This window comes from Limimaricola sp. AA108-03, assembly GCF_050847355.1.
Classification (GTDB): Bacteria; Pseudomonadota; Alphaproteobacteria; order Rhodobacterales; family Rhodobacteraceae; genus Limimaricola.
The window spans coordinates 76,209-94,288 of the sequence record NZ_CP193761.1; the positions used below are offsets into that span (position 1 = coordinate 76,209).

General features: G+C 62.0%; 16 protein-coding genes. 15 read left to right on the top strand and 1 reads right to left on the bottom strand.

Features of this window, described 5'->3' with window-relative positions; translation table 11 throughout:
• Positions 1–6: 6 nt before the first annotated feature.
• From ACRAQ3_RS20475 to ACRAQ3_RS20540, 14 genes are all read left to right on the top strand, one after another.
• Positions 7–798 carry a 3-deoxy-manno-octulosonate cytidylyltransferase gene (locus ACRAQ3_RS20475; protein WP_432257118.1) on the top strand — a complete coding sequence of 264 codons (792 nt, stop codon included), beginning with the start codon at positions 7–9 and terminating at the stop codon, positions 796–798.
• A complete protein-coding gene (kdsA, locus tag ACRAQ3_RS20480) occupies positions 798–1,649 on the top strand; it encodes a 3-deoxy-8-phosphooctulonate synthase (RefSeq protein WP_432257119.1) in 852 nt (283 codons plus the stop codon). The genes ACRAQ3_RS20475 and kdsA overlap by 1 nt, the downstream gene beginning before the upstream one ends.
• A 230-nt stretch (positions 1,650–1,879) precedes the next feature.
• On the top strand, positions 1,880–2,470 hold the full coding sequence (rfbC, locus tag ACRAQ3_RS20485; RefSeq protein WP_432257120.1) for a dTDP-4-dehydrorhamnose 3,5-epimerase: 591 nt from the start codon (positions 1,880–1,882) through the stop codon (positions 2,468–2,470).
• Positions 2,467–3,525, top strand: a complete 1,059-nt coding sequence (rfbB, locus tag ACRAQ3_RS20490) for a dTDP-glucose 4,6-dehydratase (RefSeq protein WP_432257121.1) — start codon at positions 2,467–2,469, stop codon at positions 3,523–3,525. The genes rfbC and rfbB overlap by 4 nt, the downstream gene beginning before the upstream one ends.
• Positions 3,525–4,394: a dTDP-4-dehydrorhamnose reductase gene (rfbD, locus tag ACRAQ3_RS20495; RefSeq protein WP_432257122.1), complete on the top strand. Its 870-nt coding sequence runs from the start codon at positions 3,525–3,527 to the stop codon at positions 4,392–4,394. The genes rfbB and rfbD overlap by 1 nt, the downstream gene beginning before the upstream one ends.
• Positions 4,395–4,405: 11 nt before the next feature.
• Positions 4,406–5,242 carry a sulfotransferase family 2 domain-containing protein gene (locus ACRAQ3_RS20500; RefSeq protein ID WP_432257123.1) on the top strand — a complete coding sequence of 279 codons (837 nt, stop codon included), beginning with the start codon at positions 4,406–4,408 and terminating at the stop codon, positions 5,240–5,242.
• Positions 5,239–6,108, top strand: a complete 870-nt coding sequence (gene rfbA / locus ACRAQ3_RS20505; RefSeq protein WP_432257124.1) for a glucose-1-phosphate thymidylyltransferase RfbA — start codon at positions 5,239–5,241, stop codon at positions 6,106–6,108. Before ACRAQ3_RS20500 ends, rfbA begins: the two co-directional genes overlap by 4 nt.
• Before the next feature lie 167 nt (positions 6,109–6,275).
• Positions 6,276–7,181, top strand: coding sequence for a glycosyltransferase (locus ACRAQ3_RS20510; RefSeq protein WP_432257125.1), 906 nt, complete (start codon positions 6,276–6,278; stop codon positions 7,179–7,181).
• Between the two features lie 43 nt (positions 7,182–7,224).
• Entirely contained in the window at positions 7,225–8,076 is an 852-nt protein-coding gene (locus ACRAQ3_RS20515) for a hypothetical protein (RefSeq protein WP_432257126.1), read from the top strand.
• 32 nt (positions 8,077–8,108) lie between these two features.
• On the top strand, positions 8,109–11,186 hold the full coding sequence (locus ACRAQ3_RS20520; RefSeq protein ID WP_432257127.1) for a glycosyltransferase: 3,078 nt from the start codon (positions 8,109–8,111) through the stop codon (positions 11,184–11,186).
• A gap of 450 nt (positions 11,187–11,636) precedes the next feature.
• Complete coding sequence (locus ACRAQ3_RS20525; protein ID WP_432257128.1) at positions 11,637–13,847, top strand: glycosyltransferase; 2,211 nt, start codon at positions 11,637–11,639, stop codon at positions 13,845–13,847.
• Positions 13,848–13,971: 124 nt separating this feature from the next.
• A complete protein-coding gene (locus tag ACRAQ3_RS20530) occupies positions 13,972–14,499 on the top strand; it encodes a hypothetical protein (protein WP_432257129.1) in 528 nt (175 codons plus the stop codon).
• Positions 14,496–15,500: a glycosyltransferase family 2 protein gene (locus tag ACRAQ3_RS20535; RefSeq protein WP_432257130.1), complete on the top strand. Its 1,005-nt coding sequence runs from the start codon at positions 14,496–14,498 to the stop codon at positions 15,498–15,500. The genes ACRAQ3_RS20530 and ACRAQ3_RS20535 overlap by 4 nt, the downstream gene beginning before the upstream one ends.
• Positions 15,497–16,678: a glycosyltransferase family 2 protein gene (locus tag ACRAQ3_RS20540; protein ID WP_432257131.1), complete on the top strand. Its 1,182-nt coding sequence runs from the start codon at positions 15,497–15,499 to the stop codon at positions 16,676–16,678. Before ACRAQ3_RS20535 ends, ACRAQ3_RS20540 begins: the two co-directional genes overlap by 4 nt.
• On the opposite strand, the gene ACRAQ3_RS20545 is transcribed toward ACRAQ3_RS20540, so the two are convergent.
• Entirely contained in the window at positions 16,675–17,016 is a 342-nt protein-coding gene (locus ACRAQ3_RS20545) for a hypothetical protein (protein WP_432257132.1), read from the bottom strand. The two genes, ACRAQ3_RS20540 and ACRAQ3_RS20545, sit on opposite strands and share 4 nt — an antisense overlap.
• 131 nt (positions 17,017–17,147) lie before the next feature.
• Here ACRAQ3_RS20545 and ACRAQ3_RS20550 point away from each other — a divergent pair, with 131 nt between their 5' ends.
• Positions 17,148–17,996, top strand: a complete 849-nt coding sequence (locus ACRAQ3_RS20550) for a hypothetical protein (RefSeq protein ID WP_432257133.1) — start codon at positions 17,148–17,150, stop codon at positions 17,994–17,996.
• The last annotated feature ends 84 nt before the right edge of the window (positions 17,997–18,080 follow it).

Genomic DNA, 18,080 nt, shown 5'->3' on the forward strand with positions numbered 1-18,080 from the left:
GTTTGAATGAAAACTGTTGTTGTGATCCCCGCGCGATATGCGTCAACACGCTATCCTGGTAAGCCGCTGGCCGCACTGAGCCAGCCAGATGGCTCCCGCAAAAGTCTGATACAGATGAGTTGGGAGGCCGCTTGCCAAGTAGGAGGGGTAGATGCGGTTTATGTAGCCACTGACGACGAACGTATCCGCGAAGCCGCTGAGGGGTTCGGGGCGGATGTCCTTATGACACCGGAAAACTGCCGAAACGGTACTGAGCGCTGTGCTGCTGCGTTGAATGTTCTCAGCGAGAGCCCTGACCTTGTGGTAAATTTTCAAGGCGATGCGCCGCTCACCCCCTCATGGTTCGTTGAAGATCTGATTGCGGTTATGGGTTCAGATGGCGATGCGCAGGTGGCAACTCCAGTTCTACGCTGCGATGAAACCACGCTTGCTCACTTCCTAGAGGACCGAGCCGCTGGCCGTGTCGGTGGAACAACCGCTGTGTTCGACCGAAATCAGAGAGCAATGTACTTCTCCAAGGAGGTGTTGCCCTACCTATCGCCCTCCGCCCGGTGCCAGTCTGGGCTCCCCGTCTACCACCACGTTGGCGTCTATGCCTACCGGCCTACAGCATTGCGCGCGTATGCTGAATGGCCCGAAGGGGAAATCGAGAGGCTCGAGGGGCTCGAGCAGTTGCGCTTTCTCGAGAATGGGTGCCCCGTGCGTTGCGTAACTGTCGAAGCCCGTAATCGGGTATTCTGGGAATTGAACAACCCCGAGGATGTGGCCCGGATCGAAACCGTCTTGAAGGACTCTTAATGCACCCCATTAGCACCCGCACTGTCAAAATCGGCGATATCGCCATTGGCGGCAATGCTCCAATTTCGCTAATTGCCGGCCCCTGCCAGCTCGAAAGTATCGAGCATGCGCGGATGATGGCTGATCGTATTGCTGAAGCCTGCGCGCAAAGCGGCACACGCTTCATTTTTAAAGCTAGCTACGACAAAGCGAACCGTTCCTCACTCGCAACCCATCGTGGACTCGGGATGGAAAGGGGTTTGGAGATCTTAGGTCGGATTCGCGAGGAGTTTGGCGTACCCGTGCTGACGGATGTACATGAGCCTGAGCATTGCGTCCAAGCTGCCGAGGTCTGCGACGTACTGCAGATTCCAGCCTTCTTATGTCGCCAGACCGACCTGCTGCTCGCAGCAGGTCGAACAGGTCGGGCGGTTAACATTAAGAAAGGCCAGTTCCTCGCGCCCTGGGATATGGGAAACGTGGCAGAAAAGGTTGCGTCGACTGGCAACAAAAATATCATGCTCTGCGAGCGCGGCACTTCCTTTGGATACAATACGCTCGTTACTGATTTCCGGGGCCTACCGACAATGGCAGATACCGGGTGGCCGGTAGTATTCGACGCTACCCATTCTGTTCAGCAACCTGGTGGCCAAGGCAACTCCTCTGGCGGCCAACGTGAGTTCGCGCCCGTTCTAGCGCGCGCCGCATGCGCTGTGGGTGTTTCAGCATTGTTCATTGAAACGCATGAAGATCCTGACAATGCGCCAAGTGATGGGCCTAATATGATCCCAGTCAGCCAGTTTGGTGCTCTTGTAAACGAGCTGCGTGCTTTCGATGATCTGCGAAAGCAGCCTAATATCGCTTTAAATTGAATGCAATAAAAATCATTGCTGTAAATTTTTCTGTTAATTGCGCTCAGTTATGCTTATTATCAATTGCGCTGATCACCACCACTGCCTGGCGTTACGGTCGCTGATAAAAAGTTTGCTCCATGACTAAAATAATTATCAAGGCTGAGCAATTCAAAGTCAGCTTTTACTGAGTGACATCTCCTCGGATAATTGCTAAGCGGATACTGCACTTAAAAACTGGGTTTAACAGCTTGCAGATTGAACAGACTTCCCTTCCTGGCGTTCTCGTCCTAACTCCTACCCGTCATGGCGACGCGCGTGGGTTTTTCTCAGAGAGCTGGTCCCGCCATTGCTTGGCCAAGGCTGGCATCGACCTTGACTTCGTGCAGGACAACCACTCGCTCTCAGCACAAACCGGCACACTGCGTGGCTTGCACTTCCAGACCCCACCGCACGCCCAGACAAAGTTGGTGCGCTGCGGGCGGGGACGGCTTTATGATGTGGCGGTGGACATCCGACGTGGTTCACCAACTTATGGCCGCTGGGTGGGGGTGGAGTTGAGCTTCGAAAACGGTAAGCAGCTTTTGGTGCCTGCTGGCTTCGCACATGGTTTCGTCACACTCGAACCTAATACCGAGATCGTTTACAAATGCTCGGACTACTATGCGCCGGATTGCGACGCAGGTATAGCTTGGGACGATCGCGACCTCGAAATTGAGTGGCCGCTTTCTGGCATGCCAGTGCTTTCGGGAAAGGACGCCGCTGCGCTGCGATTGGCGGAAATTGAAAGTCCTTTCGCTTATGAGGGATCGTTTCCTTGGGAAAAAGAGAGGCAAGCATGAAGCTTCTGATTACAGGGGGCGCCGGCTTCATTGGCTCAGCCGTGGTGCGACTTGCGGTCGCGCGGGGGCACCAAGTTGTCAATCTCGATGCGCTAACCTATGCCGCCTGCCTCGACAACGTCGCGCCCGTGGCGGATAGTCCGCTTTACACCTTTGAGCAGGCCGATATTCGCGATCGGGCCTCGCTCAACCGGATCTTCACTGAACATGCCCCCGACGCGGTGATGCACCTCGCGGCCGAGAGCCATGTCGACCGCTCAATCGATGGGCCCGGCGACTTCGTTGAGACCAATATTACCGGCACCTACAACATGCTAGAGGCGGCGCGCGTCTGGTGGGTGCAGGCGGGCCGACCTGATGGCTTCCGCTTCCACCACATCTCGACCGATGAGGTGTTCGGCTCGCTGCCCGCTAATCCGGAGGTGAAGTTCACCGAAGATACGCCCTATGACCCGCGTTCGCCTTACTCGGCATCGAAGGCTGCCTCAGATCATTTGGTGCGAGCTTGGCACGAAACCTACGGGCTGCCGGTCGTGCTCACCAACTGCTCGAACAACTACGGCCCCTACCATTTCCCCGAAAAGCTGGTGCCGGTGGTTATCCTCAACGCACTCGCAGGCAAGCCGCTGCCGATCTACGGCAAGGGCGAGAACATCCGCGACTGGCTCTATGTCGAGGATCACGCCGATGCGCTGCTCACCGTTCTGGAAAAGGGCGTTTTGGGTCGCAGCTACAATATTGGTGGCGAGAACGAGCGGACAAACCTCGAGCTGGTCCGCACGCTCTGTGCCATCCTCGACGAGATCCGGCCTAAGTCAGCGGGCCGCTATGCTGACCAGATCGCTTTCGTCGCCGATCGGCCCGGTCACGACGCGCGTTACGCGATCGACCCTAGCCGTATCCGCGAGGAGCTGGGCTGGCGGCCTTCGGTGACGGTCGAGGAAGGGCTCAAGCGCACAGTGCAGTGGTATCTCGACAACGAGGCTTGGTGGCGGCCGCTGCAAGCTCGCGACGGCGTGGGCCAGCGCCTCGGCACCGGTCGGGGGGCGGCGTGATGCGGCTTTTGGTTCTCGGCCACTCGGGCCAGGTCGCGCGTGAGCTGGCCCAGCTGTCGGGCGAGGGCTACGAGATCCGCTGCCTAGGCCGCGCCGAGGCCGACCTCTCGCAGCCCGACGCGGCGATGGGGGCAGTGCGCCGCGCGGTGGAGGCTTTCCGCCCCGATGCGCTGATCAACGCCGCCGCTTGGACCGCCGTGGACGCGGCCGAGACCGAGGAGGAGGCGGCGCAAACGCTCAACGCCGAAGCGCCCGCCGCGCTGGCCCGGCTGGCGGCTGAGACGGGGCTGCCCTTCGTACATATCTCGACCGACTACGTCTTCGACGGCGCTGGTGAGACGCCCTTTGCGACCGATGCGGTCACGGCACCGCTCGGCGCCTATGGACGAACCAAGCTTTCGGGCGAGCAAGGCGTGGCAACGGCCGCGAACCCGGCCGGCTGGGCCGTGCTGCGTACGTCATGGGTTTTCTCGGCGCATGGCGCTAATTTCGTGAGGACAATGCTGCGGCTCGGCGCAGAGCGCGACGCACTGCGCGTGGTAGCCGACCAGGTCGGCGGCCCGACCCCGGCCGACGCCATCGCACATGCTTGCGCAACCATCGCGGAGGTGCTTGCCGCTGATCCGGGAAAGAGCGGGACCTATCATTTCTCGGGCGCGCCGGACACCAGCTGGGCCGGTTTCGCGCGCGAGATCATGGCGCGGGCCGGAATCGATTGCCATATCGAGGAGATCCCCAGCGCCGATTATCCCACTCCCGCGCCGCGACCACTGAACTCCCGGCTCGACTGTCGCACGACTAAGGCTGCTTTCAACCTTGAGCGTCCGGACTGGCGCATTGGGCTCGACTGTGTCCTGGAACAGGTGTGAAAGGACTGAGGATGGGCCGCCAGCTCCGCCACTCCGGGGCATCTGTGATGCCACTGACGGCCAATTCCGCCCATGGTTTCGCCGCGGCGCACGCGCTCGTGGCCTATGACAGCGGCAGCGTCTACAGCTTCATTCCTAAGAACGGCTGTTCGACCATGAGGTACAGTCTCGCTCTAGCGAACGGTTGCATTTCAGGGCCGGAACAATGGAGCTGGATCCACGCTAATAACCACACTTTTCAAGCTAGCCTGCGCGAGTTGGTAACAGCGCCCTTCAGCTTCGTGATCCTTCGCTGTCCGCACCGCCGTCTCGCAAGCTGCTTTCTCGACAAGATCCTTAGTAGGACACAAGAGTTCTGGGCGTTGCACCGGTTGACGCGTGACAAACTGGACCCGGATAAACTGAGCTTCCGTGATTTCGTTATGGCAATTTCTGACACATCGATGCTGCGGGCGAACATCCACTGGCGACCGCAGATCGATTTCCTCGTCTACGAGGAATATGACGCCTATTACGCGCTGGAAGGTTTCGCTCAAGCCATCCCCGAAATTGAGAACCGGGCCAAAATTTCCGTGCATGACGCGCGCGGGCTGACTAACCATGCCACGAGCCAAACATGGAAGCAGTCGCCAGACGCACCGCGCGATATCTGCGCCGACATGCCGCTACACGAACTCGCGGCATTACGCCGTGAGGGACGGATACCCCGTAGTACCGATCTCTACGATGCCGTGCTGATTGAACATGTCGCCCGGCTCTATGCCGAGGACATCGTTCTCTACGACCAGAAATTCGGAAACGGCGACCGCCTGTTTCCCGCCTTTACCCAGCCAGGACGAACACTATGACACGACGCAAGGGCATCATTCTCGCCGGTGGGTCCGGCACGCGGCTCTACCCGATCACCATGGGGGTCTCGAAGCAGCTCCTGCCGGTCTACGACAAGCCGATGATCTACTACCCGCTGTCGGTGCTGATGCTGACCGGCATCCGCGAGATCGCGGTGATCACCACCCGCGAGGACCAGATGCAGTTCCGGCGCCTGCTCGGTGACGGCAGCCAGTGGGGCATCTCGCTCACCTATATCGAGCAGCCTAGCCCCGATGGTCTGGCGCAAGCCTATATCCTGGCCGAGGATTTCCTGGCCGGAGCCCCCTCCGCCATGGTGCTGGGCGACAACATCTTCTTCGGCCACGGTCTGCCCGAAGTGCTGGCGCAAGCGGATGCCCGCACCGAGGGCGGCACCGTGTTCGGTTACCACGTGGCCGATCCCGAACGCTATGGCGTGGTCGATTTCGATGAGCGCGGGCGGGCCCGTTCGATCATCGAAAAGCCTGAGGTGCCCCCCTCCAACTATGCCGTAACCGGCCTGTATTTCCTCGACTGCTCCGCCTCGGAGCGAGCCCGTTCCGTGCAGCCTTCGGCGCGTGGCGAATTGGAGATCACGACCCTACTCGAAAGTTATCTCAACGAGGGCAAGCTTTCGGTCGAGCGTATGGGTCGCGGCTATGCTTGGCTCGACACCGGCACGCATGGATCGCTACTCGACGCGGGCAACTTCGTCCGCACGCTCGAGAAGCGGCAGGGGCTGCAAACTGGCAGCCCAGATGAGATCGCCTTTAGTTCCGGCTGGATCGACTCGGCGGCCCTGCGGGATCGTGCAAAGCTCTTTCAAAAGAACGATTACGGGCGTTTTCTGTCGGATATCGGCTGATCGCCCCCTGCCCGGACTGACAGCGTCCGGGCAGGGATGGCCTTGCATTCAAGGCAGCCCATGGATCAGAACATGCTATGCCTGTTTTTGCACCCCTCGCGGCGTCCAGCCATATCCTCGCCGGGAAACTGAGGAGGCTCGGCCGACCGCCGCGGGTGGCGGTGCTGGTGCTGTGCTACGACTCTCTGGACGATACGCGGCAGTTGGTGTCGACGCTCAGGGCATCGACGTCTCGCGACGTCGACATCTACGTGGTGGACAACGACAGCCCCGGCCTGGGCGTGGCGGAGCTGTCGACTGCCCTGCCGGACGTGACCGTGCTGCGTGCGAAGGAGAATCTCGGCTATGCCGCCGGCAACAACATCGGCCTTTCACGGATCGCCGCGCAAGGCCATGAGTTCGTCTGGATACTGAATCCCGACATGGAGGCCGACGCCGCGGCGCTCGACCGGCTTCTGTCCGCGGCGGAGCAGTTTCCCCATATCGACGTGTTCGGCCCCGTCATCTTCCGGGGCACCAACCGCGACCGGATCGCCACGGCGGGCTCCTTCGTATCGCTTCAAGACGGCTTTGCTACAGGACACCTCCTCGCAGGTAGGACAGCCTCCGACCTACCTACCGCGCCCTATGAGGTCGATTGTCTCACCGGCGCCGCTCTGTTCATCCGATGCTCAGCGCTGCCCCGGCTGGGGCCAATTCCCGAGCACTACTTTCTCTATTTCGAAGAAACTCACTGGCTGATCGCAGGTCGCCGAAAGGGGGTACGCTGCATGGTGCTGCCCGACCTGCACCTCGTTCATCACAAGGCCTCCGGTGCGGGCGGCATCCCGGCCCGTCATTTCCTCTACTACTATGTGCGAAACTTCCTGCTTTTTGCAAATTGGATGGGCGTGCAGAACCCCTATCCGAGTCTATCACGCCTTAGACACGGCTTCGTGGCCGATGCCTTAAATAAGGTGGCAGAGAGAGCGCCGCTGGAACTTCCTCTTTACGAGTATATCGCCGAGCAGGCCCTTCAGGATGGGTTAGCAGGACGGGAGGGAAAGGTCGCACTTCCCGGCTTGTCCCTGTAACCCTCCCGACATACCGCCTGCCAAGAGCACGAAAGATACCGACATGCAGATCGACCGCTTCGAAGTCACGAGTTCTGAAACGGAGCGCTTCGTCGCAGAAGGCCACTACGCGGTCCGTTTCGAGAATTTCGTACTCGATCTCTACTTCGTCCCTTCACAGGAACGGCGCGCCCTCATCTTCAGCCCCGGCTACCTCGATCGCAAGACCTTCCCGATCCCCTACTTCCAGAGGACAAGTTGGCTTTCCCAATTGGGAGGGATCGGCATCAGCCTGACCGACCCGACGCTCAAATTGGGAGAGGACTTTGGCGTCGGCTGGTTCACGGGCACGCGACAGTGTCATTACCTTCTCGAAATAGCCGAGTTCCTGGCACGGCTCCTGACGAAACTGGGTGTTCCGGCCGAGCGCACGCTCTTCTTCGGCTCGAGCGCGGGCGGCTTCGCCTCGATCGGCTTCGCCGGACATCTTCCCGGCAGTTTGGCCTTCGCCGTAAATCCCCAGACCAACCTGCTGCGCTTTCATGCCTTGAGCGAGATCGCGAACCTCACGCGCCATGGGTTCGGAGGAATGAGCGTCATGGGCCTCGAATCTCATTTCAAGAGCCGGTTCCACTTGGCGACCCTGCTCCGTCAGGCTGGCCACGTGCCGCATTCGCTCATCTGGCAAAACATCCATGACGGCTATCACTACGATCGCCACGTGGTGCCGTTTCTTTCAGAATTGACGGACCTGCACCCCGCCCGGATCCGGTTGGAGATCGGCGCGGACGAAGCTCTGGGCCACAATCCGCCCGGCTTGCCGTTTCTGAGACCCTATTTCGACGAGGTTCTGAGCTGGATGCCACCGGCTCCGGTCGCTGCGGACGCGTTTGCCTTGAAGGAGGCCAGCCGGTAATAGGCAACAAAACGGCATCCAGAGGCGGCATCATGAAGGAACCGGGCAGGGACTATGAGAACGAGGCCGTCTCTCTCGGGCTCTTCGATGCACAATGGTATCAGGCGACCTACCCCGACGTCTCGAAGGTCGGCCTCCCGCCCTTCGAGCACTTCCTGAGGCTCGGCACGCTCCTGCGCCGTGATCCCTCCGAGAGCTTCAGTACCGCATATTATCTGGAGCAGCGGCCTGAACTCATCGAGACCGGCATGAACCCGCTGATTGACTACCTCGAGCACGGCCGGGAAGAAGGTCATCAGCCCCACCCCGATGTTGGGCAGATCGCTTTGGTCGTGCATGCCTTCCACCTTGATGTTGTCGACGAGATCGTCTCCTATGTCGGGAATTTTCCCGAAGATGCCGACCGTTTCGTCACCTATCCCGAGACGTTCTCCGCCGATGCCGTCCGGTTCCTCGAGAAAAGCTTTCCGGGCGCGATCCTGATGTCTATCCCGAATGCTGGGCAGGATCTCGGCGCGCTCATCGCGCTGGCGCGACAGCACGACCTCACCCGCTATGCCGCGATTTGCAAGATCCATACGAAGAAGGGCATGAAGGAGCCGGAGCGTTGGCGCCATGCGCTGCTACGCGGCACGCTCGGGGGCCGTAACCAAGTGGCGCAGACCATCAAAGCCTTCCGGCGTGACCCCAATCTCATGCTGTCGGGACCGCGGCAGCTCTACCTGCACGGTCCAACCTACATTTGGAAGAACGCGGCCACGCTGCGCGAGACCTTCGGCGATGTGCTCGGCGGCTTCGATGTTGAGCGGGAGGACTGGGGCTTTATTGGCGGCACCTGCTTCTGGATGTCCTCCAAGGTGCTCGCTCGGGTGCTCGAGGCGACCCGCGGGATCGAGTTCTCCACCTCCGCCTATACGGATGACGGCACCATTGCCCATGCGCTGGAGCGCCTGTTTGGCCTGATGCCGACCCTGCTCGGCGGCAAGGTCCGTCTCATCGATGTCGAAGCGCCGGACCAGAGCACAACGTTCGGACCAGGATTTCCTGAGAGCGGATTGCGTGAGAAACGAATGCTATCCGACCTGCTGTGCGATCTCGACCTGCCCGAGAAGCTCTTTGATCCAAAGCCCGTTCGCGGCGGATTAGAGCTGCGGCCCAACCGGCGCTCGATCAATGGCTGGCTCGCCCGCCCAGGAGATCCTGCACCGCGGGTCGGTCTACTGCGCACGGAAGATATCGAGATCGAGGTCGAGGCGATCGGATTTCGATCCGACATCAGGGATAACGGCGTTAACCAAGGCTGGCATGCCTTCTCGGTGTCGGTGCCCGGCAAGCTGATGGATGGCAAGCCGCACGAAGTTGCGCTCATCGACAAGGAGACCGGGCGGGAGGTCTTCAGGCGCAGTTGTTCGTGGACGCCACCCAAGCGTGACTACGCGACCTTCCAAGAGTTCCTAAAGCACTCGATGACCGACCCGGTGATCGAAGCGCCCTTTATGGAGGAGGACAAGAGGGCCTTCGCTGTAATGGAAGGCATTGCCGAGCGGCTGTCGCGCCGCGCGATGGCGCTGCAAGAGCCACCCTTTATCTCGGTAGTCATGCCAATGTACGACCGGGCGGATCTGGTCGAAGCGGCGATCGCCTCAGTGCTGGCGCAAAGCTACGGCAATTTCGAGCTGATCGTGGTGGATGATGGCAGCGAGGACGGCAGCGCCAAGGTGGTGCGTGGGATCTCCGATCCCCGGATCAAGCTGATTGAGCTCGACCGGAACCGGGGCGTCACTGTTGCGCGCAATACGGCGCTCAAGGAGGCTCGGGGCGAGATCATCGCCTATCTCGACACTGACAATGCCTGGGATCCCCGCTATCTCGCCGCCACCGTTGGCGCCTTCGAGGAGTTGCCCGATGCGGATGCGATCTATTCCGGCGTAATGCTGTTTCGCGGTGGCTCGACCGAGCCGCTCGCGGTGCGCTACGGGCATTTCAACAAGGCGCTGCTCGAAAACCATAACTATGTCGACAACAACGTCTTCGCACACCGGAAAGCCTTTCTTGAACGCCTCGGCGGCTTCGATGAGAGCCTGCGGCGCTTCGTCGACTATGATCTGGTGCTTCGCGCTACCGATCTGGGGCGGGTCTATTCAGTGCCAGTTCTGCTGTGCCATTACCACTTTGACCGGGCGCAGAACGCGATCACTGCAAATGCGAGCTTCGCGGGAGACCTGCAACAGGTCCGCAGTCGCCAGCTCGAACGGCGGCGGCTGGAACTGGAGACGGCCGATAAGGCCGAGCTGACCCGGCCGGTCACGGTTGTAATTCCCAACTGGCAGTCGCTCGATGATATCCGTGATTGCCTCGAGGCGCTTCAGGCGCGCGACTGGAAGGAGAAGCTCGAGGTGATCGTGGTCGACAACGACTCCGCGCCACCGGTCGTCGACTACCTGCAATCCGAGGCCGATGCCGGGCGGATCCGCTTCCTGCCGCTGGGGCGCAACTACGGCTTTACCCACGCCGTCAACATGGGCATCGCGCAGGCCCGGCCCGACGCCGACATCGTGCTGCTCAACAACGATGCAATTGCCCAGCCCGGCGCCTTGCAGGCGCTGCAGCGCGCCTGTCTCGACACCCCCAGCGCTGGCATCACCGCGCCGCGCCAGATCCTGCCGCCGGGCACCAAGACGCTGCGTACCCATGTGCCCTTCGCGCGCGAAGGCTATGAGTGCGATGTCAACATCTCGGCGCATCACCGCAACGTGGCGGAGGTTCCGCTCTACCATGACGGCGGCGCGCTCGAACTGACCTATGCCGCCTTCTTCGCGGTCTATATCCGCCGCGAGGTGATCGAGGCGATCGGGCCGCTCGACGCCGAGTTCGGCCGGCACTACCGCTCGGATAGGGTCTATTGCGACATGATGCGCAATCTCACCGATTACCGGATGTTCTACACGCCGAAGTCGCATTTCATTCACAAGCTGCAGAAGGCCACCGACCACCTGCGCGACATCGGCGACCGCGATGCCAGCTTCGACATGATGTTCCGCCGCAACCAGTGGGACGCGGAAACCGCGGACGAGTTGGGCTATCGCCGGGCGGCATGGGACATCTTCTGATGCCGCGCCCCCGCGATCCCGCCCACGGCCACCGGAAGCCGGTCGTTGACCACGGCTGACATGCTGCGCCGCCTCCGCGGGGCGCGGCCGGGGGGGGCGGGCATCGTCCCCATGCCTCCGTTCCGGCCGGATGGCGGCACCAATCTGCGCGAGGCGGATCCCTTCGTTCCCTCGGGCCTCTCGAGGCTGCTGCTGGAGGCGGCCCGGACGGGAAGGCCGCCGCCGCTCCGCGTTCACCTTATGATTGCAGCCCGGGCGATCGAACCGTCACTCTGGGACGATCTAGCGGCGCAGGACGAGGTGGGACCGGTTTGCGTGACCCTGTTCGGAGCCGAGCCGGAGGCCGCGCCCGTCCTCCCCGGCCTGCGGATCGACAGCTGCAGCCATGCCCTGCCCGGCCGACCCGCCGCCGCGCTCGTGGCGCGGCACGCGGTCTCTGCCGATCTCGTGGTGTTCCTGACGCGCCCCGCCCGTCTCGACCGCTCGGCCTTGCGGCGCATGGCGCATCTCGTGGCGCTGGACAAGACGGTCGTGATGCCGCTGCGCGGCCTGTCCAGGGGCGAGCGCAACTTCCTGTCCCTGAAGAAGACCGGCCCGTTCGACGGCATCAACCCGTTCCTGCGGATCCCCGGTCTGGACATGGCGCTCTCCGGGCCGATGCTGCGCCACATCGGCGGCCTTGATCCGGGCTTCACCCACACCTTCGAGGCCGGGCGCGAACTGGGATACCGGGCTTGGATCTCAGGAGCCCGTTTCGTGCCGGTAACCCTGCCTTGTTTCCCGGAACAGGACGGGAGTGCTGCACCCGAAACCGATGGGATGCGTCTGCGCAGGCTGTGCCCGGTGACGACCGATGACACGCCTGCGCAGGCGCAAGGCACACCCCGGATTGCGGTCTGCATCGGCATGCCGATCATCGGAACCCCTCGCGACCTGTTACGCAGCCTCGTGGCGCTGCAACGGCATGGGCCGCGCGACATCGAGATCTGCGTGGCGCATTCGGGGCGAGCGGGTCGGCTGCGGCGCGCGCTCCCCCGCCGGCTGCGCAACGACTTGCGGCTGCAGTTCTTGCCGAGTCCGGTCGCACCGCTTGGCGCGTTGCTGAACCGCGCATGCGCGGGCAGCCGGGCGCCCTTGCTGCTACCGCTCGGCCTCGGCGACCGCCCCGGCCCCGGCATGATCGCCCGCCTTCTGGCCAGCCTTGATGAAGGCCCAGACGCAGCGGCGGCGATTTGCCCGGCCGCGGGCGCGCAGCCGGTCCAGCCGGAACGGCAAAAACTCCTGTCTAAGCCATCCGGGCCGCACGGCCTGTTGATACGACGCGGCGCATGGGCACGGGCCGGGGGCTGGGACTCTCGAGTAGAGACGGCCTCGGCAGGCTTTCGCGACATGCTGCTGAAGCTGTCGTTACAAGGCCCTGTTTCGTCAGAGCCGCAAGTCTGGTTCCGCCCTGGCCCGGCCTGGACCGTTGATAGCGGCACCGAGGATCTCGCCTTGCGCCGTGCTGCCCTCGAACGCTCGGGCCAAAGCCGCTACTACGCGCTACAGCCGGCCAAAGCGGGGCGCTTCGATCTGGTCCGACGGGACGTGCCGCTGATGATGGTCTGGCCGGTGGTGCGATCCAACCCGTATCAGAGACTACTCTACGCCTCCGCTACCCAAGGCATCGAGATCTGTGAAGGCGACATCGACGCGGCCCTCGCGGCGATAGAGGCGCAATCGGCCCCGGTGATCTTCCACCTTCACTGGACCGCCGAGTTCTGGCGCAATGCGGCAGACGAGACAGAAGCGCGCCGACGTGTCGATAGCTTCCTCGACCGGCTCTCGGAGTTCCGCCATCGCGGCGGCCGGATCGTCTGGACACTGCACAACGTAATCTCACACGACTCTCGCTTTCCCTCACTCGAGATCGCCCTGTCGCGACAGCTAGTCGAACTGGCGCACCGATTGCACCTGCATTCCGAAGGATCAGTGCCCGAGATCGAGAAGACCTTCGCCTTGCCCCGTAAAAAGATAAGGATATCGCGGCACGGCTCCTATCGTGGGGCCTATCCAGATTTCGTCTCCCGCCGCGCCGCGCGCGAGGCGCTCGAACTCGATGAAGCAGATGACGTGATCCTCTTCACCGGGCAACTGCGCGGCTATAAGGGCGTCGAGACGCTGATCTCCGCCTTTCGCGACATCCTCGCGCGTCATCCCCGAGCACTGCTGCTGATCGCGGGCGACGTCAAGACCGACCCCTTCACGGATCTCGTCCCCGCCCTGAGCGAGGCCGAACGCGCTCGCATTCGGGTCACCGGCCGCTTCATCGGTGACATGGAACTTCAGCTGTATTTCCGGGCAGCCGATGTCGCGGTCTACCCCTATCGCCAGATCCTCACCTCCGGATCCCTACTACTGGCGATCAGCTTCGGCGTGCCGGTGGTGATCCCCGAAGTCGGTATGACACGTGAGGTACTTGGCGGCCGGGATGCGGGTGTGCTCTACGATGGCGAAGCGGGTGAGGCGGCGCTTATCGCGGCGCTAGAACAGATCCTCGCACGTAAGCGGGCGGGCAGTCTGAATGCCATGGGGCAGGCCGCCGAAGCACTGGCGGACGAGTTGGACTGGCCCGATTTCCGAGACACCGTGCTGAATGAGCAAGATGGGACATGGACATGACGGCTTGGTTGTCACGGACCGGTGGACACCTTTTCGCAGATGAGTGAAGGAAGGTCTGCCGAGAGATCCGGGTTAGGCGCGCAGTGCGCCCCTTCCCGCCCGACAATGACCGAGACCTGATCGCATGACCGAGACCCCACCCGCCGCCTTGGCACAACAAAGCTTGGAGAGGCTGCGCGCGAGCACAGCATCGGGCGAGATCGTGCCGGAGGCGGAGATCGTGCCGGGCGTGCGTTTCGTACCGGATCCGGATGCCGGCATGCGCGGCCGCTTCTCGAGCCCGGCCGGACGGCTGCTGGAGCTCGAGATCACCCACGAAAGGCCCGCACGTTGGTGCGGTCTGCATATAAAACTGGGCATCGAAGATTTGTTCGGGCTCGGTGTCGTTGGCTTGGCTGCGCGCTTTGGTGCGCCGCATGCCTTGGCCGTCGCGCCATGCCTGCGCTCTGGCACCGGGACCGGTTTTTCGGACTGCTTTTTTCAAAAACAGGTGGCTGCGCTGCCACGCCCTCTGATGCACCTCGACGCACTCGAAACCGACGGGCGGCATGAGACCCTACCCTCTACGGCACCTTGGCGCGAGATCGTTTTGTTCCTGCCCACCAACTCCTTTCGGCTTGATCTGCACGACCTGAGGATCTTCGCGGCATGACCGACGCAGCCCCTGACAGTTCTGCTCCCGATCTCGCCGTTGTAATCCCGGTCTGGAACGATGCCGAAGGCCTTGACCGCCTCTTGGAGCAGATTTCCCGACTCGACGCGGTAAGTCAGGTTGTGATCGTCGACGACGCCTCCGATACACCAGCAGATCCCGCCACTATGGGATGGACCGCCGAGAGGCTTGGCGCCGATCTCATTTTTGCCCGCAATGCGCAGCAGCGCGGTGCTGGATACGCGCGTAACCGTGGCCTGAAGAAGGTCACTGCAAGTCGCGTTATCTTCTTTGACAGCGACGATCGCTTCACGCCGGAGTTCGCCCACCTGATGGCCCAGTTCCCTAGGGAGGGCTTCGACTTCTGCGTCTTCGCGCATGCCGACAGCCGGATCGCCCAAGCCGGTGGCTGGGGCCCCTTGGCTGGGGACGACCGGCTATGGGAGCGGGCCGGCGTTTTCGGTGCGCTGAGCGAGCTTCCTGCCGAGAAGGTCCCCGAGCTGATCCAGATCAGCGCCTATCCATGGAACAAGGTCTATCGCACCGGTTTCCTGCGAGAGGCGGGCATCTGCTGCACGGAAATCATGGTGCATAACGACATCGAGCTGCACTGGCTCAGCTTCCTGCGGGCGCAACGTATTCTGGTGTCGGACCGGGTCGCGGCAATCCACGTGGTACAGCGCAATGGCACCCGGCTGACAAATCGCAGTGGCGCCGAACGGCTGGAGATGTTCTGCGCACTGGACCCGGTGGCAAAGGAGATCGCGAAGGCGGGTCCCATCTTCACCGTACCCTTTGCGAAATTCGTGATGGCCCTCTTTCATTGGGCCTTGGGACAGCTCGCACCTCAGCACCACGACAGTTTCAGGACCAAGATCCGCGCTTTTCTCGCGCGGCATCTTGATGCCGCCGCATTCGCCCGGATCGCCGTCGCCGAGCCCGAGTTGGCGGAGCGGATCAACGCTCATTTGGCATGGCAGCCCTGCGAGATGACGGCATGAGCACACTTAGCCTGATCGTCACCAGCTTTGACGTGGGCCCCTGGATTACGGCTGCGCTCGACAGCGCAGCACGCGTCCTGCGCCCGGGCGACGAGTTGATCGTGGTCGATGACGCCTCGGGGGATGACGGTCCCGGGCATATCTATGCCTTCGGGAATTCGGGCAAACTGGCCCCGGGCGTAGTGTTCCGCCCGATCCTTCTAGGCCGGAACACTCCCGGCGGCGTCGGCCCCGCTGCCAATATTGGTCTCGCCGCGGCTCGAGGCGACATCGTGGCCTTCCTTGACGGTGACGACTGGATCGAGGCCGAAGGCTTCAATGCCGCTCGAGATCGTTTCGACGCGGAGCTGTCTTCAAAGAACCCTGCTGATATTCTGATCGCAAACTACTTGGAATGGCACGAGGCCGGAGGGCACGACCGACTGCCCGCCGATGCCGGTCGTTGGCAGGGGGCCGAAACCCTGACGGGACTGGAGGCACGCAATCGCGCGATTGCACTGATAGCCGTGCCTTGGCGCAAGCTTTATCGGCGCGCCTTCCTCGAAGCCGAGAGGCTGCGCTTTCCCGAAGGAGACTTTTTCTTTGAGGACAATCCCTTTCATTGGGCAGTGACCCGCGCCGCGAAGCGGATCCTGTTCTGCGACAGGGTGATCTGTCGCCATCGCATTGCCAGGCCCGGCCAAACCATGGCATCGCGCGGCACGGAGCTGCTCGCCTTCTTTACCCATTACAACACGATCACTGCGGATCTGGGCTGGCGGGAGCGCACGCTTCGGCTTCAAGCCATGCGGTGGCTGGTGAGCAACATGACTTGGCACATGGAACGCCTCGCTCCGGCGGTGATCGGTGCATGGGTCGCGGCGGCGCACCGTGCGGTCTCCGGCTTTTCGCAGCGCGCCTGGCGGGACAACTTGCGGCCTTCAGTCGAGCCGTGGGTCGCCGAGTTACTGGACACGATCCGCGCCGGTGACCTGAACACGGCTGAGAACCGGCTTCTTGCCATGGCCATGATGCGACAGCAGGCGCACTTGGAACATCAGCTGAATGCCATTCGGGGTGAAATCTTCGATCTGCGCGCGGCGGCCGCACGACCGAACGGGAAAGCGGCGGTTTCGGATGATCGCATGGAGGCCATGGTCGCAAGCTTCGAAGCTCTGGCCAAGTCGGCTAGGGTTTAGCCCCGGCGCCCCAAGGCAAGGCGAATGCCCCTGAGCGGCTTCGTGATTCTCCAAGACGTACTGCTGCGCAGATCGGCGATCTCCTCCTGCGCCGCTTCGCGAAGATGCGTTTCCCGGATAAGCGCGCGTGATAGCTCAACGACATCATGCTGCGCGCGCTCGAGCCGTTCTTCAAGTTTCGCAATCCGCTCGGCACCCTGTTCGGCCTGCGCGGTTGCCTTCATCAGCTTCCGTTCGAGATCCTCGAGAGCCGCCTCGTGTGCCACACCAGCCTCTGCCTGCTTCTGATCCTGTACAGGGTCTTGAGAGGGATAGATGCTTCTTGTGGCTTCGATCATGCTGTTGTCCTGCCCTGGCCTCGAAACGCCTTTATATCCTTTCCCCTATGAAATACGCCACGACGCGGCAAGCCTGCAGGCTCGATTGAGCGGCTTGGAACGAAGTCGAGTGGCAGAACGGAGCAGCCGAGATGAGAGAACATGCAGGCCCGATCTACTGGCTCGGCGTCCACAAGACTGGAACTACTTTCCTACAGGCTTGTCTCGAAGCCTCGCGGGAGACCTTGGTACAGTACCGTGTAGACTACCAATCGCTTGATGCGTTTCGCACGGCTCATACCCGCCCGCTTCTGAATCTGCACGGAACGCCCGAAACGCCTTCCGCTTCGCCGGCCGACCGCTGCCAGCTAGTCTTCGACGAGAACATACTCGGCTTGGTGCAGCACGTAGCGTCCCCGGAGGGGCTCTATCCTGAAGGGTCATGGCGCGCCGACGAAATGGCCGATCATCTCGGGCTTGAAGCGCCGCAGTTGGTGCTGGGGCTTCGCGGTTTCGCGGGGTTCCTGCCCTCTCTTTACTGCGAAGCGCTGAAGGCCACGCCGTTCCAACCGTTTCGCCGCTTTCTCCGCACCCCGCTGGAGAGGTTGAGCTGGCAACCCCTAGTCGCCGGCCTGCTCGACACTTTCCCGGACTCTCCGATCACGATCTACACGGCAGAGACGCTTCGTAACAACGAGACGCGTCTCCTGTCCTATCTGCTCGACATTCCCGCCGAGGCCCTGAGCCGTGCCGACCATTCCGAACGGCCCGGCTTCTCCCAGCAGGCGATCGACGAGATGATGAAGCTGTATGAAGCGAGCGATCTGGATCGTGCCATGGTCAGGCGGCTGGTCCGAGCTCATCCACGTGGCCCTGACGCGCCAGGATTCGATCCATGGTCGGTGGAAGAACGGACCCAGCTCGACGGTCTCTATACCAAAGATCTTGAGGCCCTGGCTGCTTGGCCCCGGGTAACATTACTCGACCCATCGAAACTTTAATTCCCTCCGCAGTTGCCCCGTTTCTTGCGCAACTTGGACGCCATGCATGGCTTAAGCGTAACAGATGGGCCGTAATGCCTTTCT